The organism is Dietzia sp. CW19, assembly GCF_014145265.1.
Taxonomy (GTDB): Bacteria; Actinomycetota; Actinomycetes; order Mycobacteriales; family Mycobacteriaceae; genus Dietzia; species Dietzia natronolimnaea.
On record NZ_JAALEE010000217.1, the window covers coordinates 1 to 4,180 of the forward strand.

Genomic DNA, 4,180 nt, shown 5'->3' on the forward strand with positions numbered 1-4,180 from the left:
CGGGCCCGCGAGCGCGTCGTCAGACGCGGGCCCGGGAGCGCGCGGGCGGCTCGTCGAGGTGCACCGAATACCTGCGCACCAGCGCCCGCCACACCAGCGGCCCGACCGTCACCAGCACCAGCGCGATGGCGCCGATCAGTGCCGGCGAGGCCCCGAGCATCGCCGAGGCGGTGACCGCCAACACGATGGTGATGCCCCGCCGGATCAGTCCCTGCGGCACCCGTCCGGCGAACTTCGACCCGACGTACGTCCCGGTCGCCCCGCCGATCAGCAGGGGCACCAGAAGGTTCCAGTCGACGCCGGTCACCATCACGTGGCCGATCGCCGCCGCGATCACCAGCGGGACCGCCTGCACGAGGTCGGTGCCCACCAGCCGCAGCGCGGCCAGGGTCGGGTACAGCAACATGATGCACATCATGATGACCGTGCCGGAGCCCACCGAGGTGATGCCCACCATCAGCCCGCCGATGACTCCGACCAGCAGGGTGATCAGCGGCTTGACGGGCGGGTTCGGGTCGCTGCCCGTACGGATCTTGCCGGCCATCTCGAAGAACGCGCGCAGGAAATAGGCGGAGGACGCCACGATGAGCGTGCCGCCGATCGCCTTCTTCAGCAGCCCCTGGACGTCGTCGGCTCCCACCGCGTGCACCAGCCAGGCCCCCAGATAGGCCGTCGGGACCGAACCCAGGATCAGCCAGAACGCGATCTTCAGGTTGGGTTTGCCGTGCTTCCAGTGCACGCCGGCCCCGATGACCTTGTTCACCGCGTTGACCACCAGATCGTTGGCCACGGCGGCGGTGGGCGGGATCCCCACGAGGATGAGCGCGGGCGTCATCAACGCCCCGCCGCCCATCCCCGTCAGACCTATGACCACGCCGATCACCGCGCTGACGACCAGCAGACCCAGCGAGTCGTAGGTCCAGAGCGCCTCCGGCACCGGGTCAGACCCCGAGGATCGAGCTGACGATCCGCTGAGCCACCTCTTCCGCGGTGCCGTCCTCCGGCCGGATGTGCAGGTCGGGGGTCAGCGGCGGCTCGTAGGGCGCGGACACGCCGGTGAACTCGGGGATCTCTCCCGCCCGCGCCTTGGCGTAGAGCCCCTTGGGGTCACGTGCTTCGCACTCGGCCAACGGGGTGTCCACGAACACCTCGGTGAAGGGCAGGTCGGCCGCGGCGTGGACGCTGCGTGCCTTGTCGCGGTCGGCGCGCATCGGGGAGATGAGGGAACAGATGACGACGACGCCGGCGTCGGCGAACAGCGCCGCCACCTCCGCGGTGCGGCGGATGTTCTCCGCCCGGTCGGAGGCCGAGAACCCGAGGTCGGCGTTGAGGCCGTGCCGCAGATTGTCGCCGTCGAGGATGTAGGCGGGGTGCCCGGACTCGATGAGCAGCCGCTCCACCTCGGAGGCGACCGTGGACTTGCCCGAGCCCGACAGTCCCGTGAGCCAGAGCGTGCGACCCTGCCCGCGGTCTCCGCGCTGGACGGCGCCGGCGTGCCACACCACGTTGGAACCGGTGGTGGCGGGGCCGATGATCATGCCCGCGCCCACGGTGTTGCCGGTGAGCTCGTCCACGAGGATGAACGCGCCGGTGTCGCGGTTACGGCGGTACGGGTCGTACATCAGCGGGGTCTGCGTGCGCAGGCCGATGCGGCCGATCTCGTTGAGCCCCAGCCCGGTGGAGTCGGGGTCGCGGTGCAGGGTGTTGATGTCGAGCCGGTACTCCAGGCCCGTGACGATCGCCTTGGTGTCGCGGGTGGTGTGCTTGACGACGTACCGCTTGTTGGGCGTGAGCGTGGAGTCGTCGGCGAACCAGCAGACCATGGCCTCCAGCTCCGTGCCCTGGTGCGGGCGGTTGCCGGGTCGGGCGATCATCTCACCGCGGACGATGTCGATCTCGTCGTTGAGTGCGATGGTCACCGCGGCCGGTGCCGCCGCCTCGTCCAGTTCCGCGCCGCCCGGGCCCCAGATGGCCTTGATGGTGGACTGCCGACCGGACGGCATGACCACCACCTCGTCGTCGACCTTCATGATGCCCCCGGCGACCGTGCCGGCGAAGGACCGGTGGTCCAGGCCGTCGGCGCGCTGGGGGCGGATCACGTACTGCACCGGGAACCGGACGTCGGTCAGGTTGCGGTCCGAGGCGATGTGCACGTTCTCGAGATGGTCGAGCAGGGCCGGCCCCGTGTACCAGGGCATCGAATCAGTGCGGTCGACCACGTTGTCGCCCTTGAGCGCGGACAGCGGCACGAACGTCACGTCGTGGACCTCGAGCTTGGCGGCGAAGTCGGTGAACTCGGAGCGGATGGCCTCGTAGGTGGCCTCGTCGTAGTCGACCAGGTCCATCTTGTTGACGGCCACGACCAGGCGCGGGATGCCCAGCAGCGCGGAGAGGAACGCGTGCCGGCGCGTCTGCTCCAGCACCCCCTTGCGGGCGTCGACCAGGATGATCGCCACGTCGGCCGTCGAGGCGCCCGTGACCATGTTGCGCGTGTACTGCACGTGGCCCGGGGTGTCGGCGATGATGAACTTGCGGCGCGGGCTCGAGAAGTAGCGGTAGGCCACGTCGATCGTGATGCCCTGCTCGCGCTCGGAGCGCAGCCCGTCGGTGAGCAGCGCGAGGTCGGTGTACTCGTCACCGCGCTTGGCCGAGGTGGCCTCGATCGAGGCGAGCTGGTCCTCGAATATCCCCTTGGAGTCGTAGAGCAGGCGCCCGATGAGGGTCGACTTGCCGTCGTCGACCGACCCCGCGGTGGCGATGCGCAGCAGCTGGGCGTGCTCGGACATGGTGCTCAACTGCTCCGGGGTGAGAGTCGAGGCGGTGGCGAGCGTCGGCCCGCTGGTCGCGGACGATGCCGTGGTGGCGGAGCTCATCAGAAGTAGCCTTCCTTCTTGCGGTCTTCCATGCCGGCCTCGGAGATCCGGTCGTCGGCACGGGTGGCGCCGCGCTCGGTGACGCGGGTCCCCGCGACCTCGGCCACGACGGCGGCGTTGTCGGCGGCGTCGGACTCCACACACCCGGTGCAGGTGGCGTCGCCGACGGTGCGGAAACGGACGAGCTCGGTGCGCGCCTCCTCGCCCGGGAGGGTCTCGAGGAACCGCGTCTTGGCCAGGAGCATCCCGTCGCGCTCGATCACCTCGCGCTGGTGCGCGTAGTAGATCGGCGGCAGGTCGATGTCCTCCCGCTCGATGTACTGCCAGATGTCCAGCTCGGTCCAGTTGGACAGCGGGAACACCCGGATGTGCTCGCCCTTGCGGTGGTTGCCGTTGTACAGCTTCCACAGCTCGGGGCGCTGTGCGCGCGGGTCCCAGGCGCCGAACGCGTCACGGAAGGAGAAGACGCGCTCCTTGGCGCGGGCCTTCTCCTCGTCGCGGCGGGCGCCGCCGAACACGGCGTCGAAGCGGTTCTCCTGGATGCCGCGCAGCAGGGCGGCGGTCTGGAGTCGGTTACGGCTGGTGCCGACGCCCGTCTCCTCGACCACGCGGCCGGCGTCGATGTCGTCCTGGACGTACGACACGAGCAGCTGGACCCCGGTCTCCTCGACCACCCGGTCCCGGTACTCGATGACCTCGTCGAAGTTGTGACCGGTGTCGACGTGCATGAGCGGGAACGGCATGGGCGCGGGCCAGAACGCCTTGCGCGCCAGGTGGAACATCACCACGGAGTCCTTGCCGCCGGAGAACAGCATCCCCGGGCGTTCGAACTGCGCGGCTACCTCGCGGAAGATGTGGACGGACTCGGCCTCGAGTGCGTCGAGGTGCGAGAGCGTCACCGCCGTCCTCGCTGTCATGCGACCTCCAATGTCGTGGGCTCGTCCGGCGTGACCGGACAGCAGACCGCAGACAGGTCTGTCTGCGGTCCGGCTCGGAGACCATCGTGCTCCCCGAGCGGCCCGATTTACATCTCGGAGACGGCAATCCCGGGCAGATTGTCCGCATGTCGACATAGGCTGTCGGATATGCGACACGAACCCACCCACCGTGTGCTCTCCGTGATCGAGGCGCTGTCGATCGAGGGCCCGCCGTTGCCCCTCGCCGAGATCGCCCGGGCCACCGGGGCCAGTCGCTCGACCCTGCACGCCGTGCTCGCCGAGATGCAGGCCGAGCAGTGGGCCGAGAAGCTCGAGGGCGGGTGGCGCGCCGGGCCCCGGATGCGCTCGGTCGCCGCGTCGCTGTCCGCC

Annotated in this window: 4 protein-coding genes; 1 reads left to right on the forward strand and 3 read right to left on the reverse strand. The window is 69.8% G+C overall.

Features of this window, described 5'->3' with window-relative positions; translation table 11 throughout:
- Positions 1 to 19: 19 nt before the first annotated feature.
- The 3 genes from G6021_RS07195 to cysD form a co-directional block, all read right to left on the reverse strand.
- On the reverse strand, positions 20 to 937 hold the full coding sequence (locus G6021_RS07195) for a TSUP family transporter (protein WP_182640954.1): 918 nt from the start codon (positions 935 to 937) through the stop codon (positions 20 to 22).
- 4 nt (positions 938 to 941) lie between these two features.
- A complete protein-coding gene (cysC, locus tag G6021_RS07200; RefSeq protein WP_182640956.1) occupies positions 942 to 2,786 on the reverse strand; it encodes an adenylyl-sulfate kinase in 1,845 nt (614 codons plus the stop codon).
- An 86-nt stretch (positions 2,787 to 2,872) separates the two neighbouring features.
- Positions 2,873 to 3,790 (reverse strand): sulfate adenylyltransferase subunit CysD, encoded by a 918-nt coding sequence (cysD, locus tag G6021_RS07205; RefSeq protein WP_095718176.1) that lies wholly within the window; start codon positions 3,788 to 3,790, stop codon positions 2,873 to 2,875.
- A 168-nt stretch (positions 3,791 to 3,958) separates the two neighbouring features.
- Between cysD and G6021_RS07210 the strand changes: the two genes are divergently transcribed.
- Positions 3,959 to 4,180: helix-turn-helix domain-containing protein (locus tag G6021_RS07210; RefSeq protein WP_182640955.1), on the forward strand; the 222-nt coding region annotated here is incomplete at its 3' end.

Bases quoted from the DNA above. Each gene is read 5' to 3' on its own strand.
- cysC (WP_182640956.1), bottom strand. From the start codon at position 2,786: ATGTCCGAGCACGCCCAGCTGCTGCGCATCGCCACCGCGGGGTCGGTC.
- cysD (WP_095718176.1), bottom strand. From the start codon at position 3,790: ATGACAGCGAGGACGGCGGTGACGCTCTCGCACCTCGACGCACTCGAG.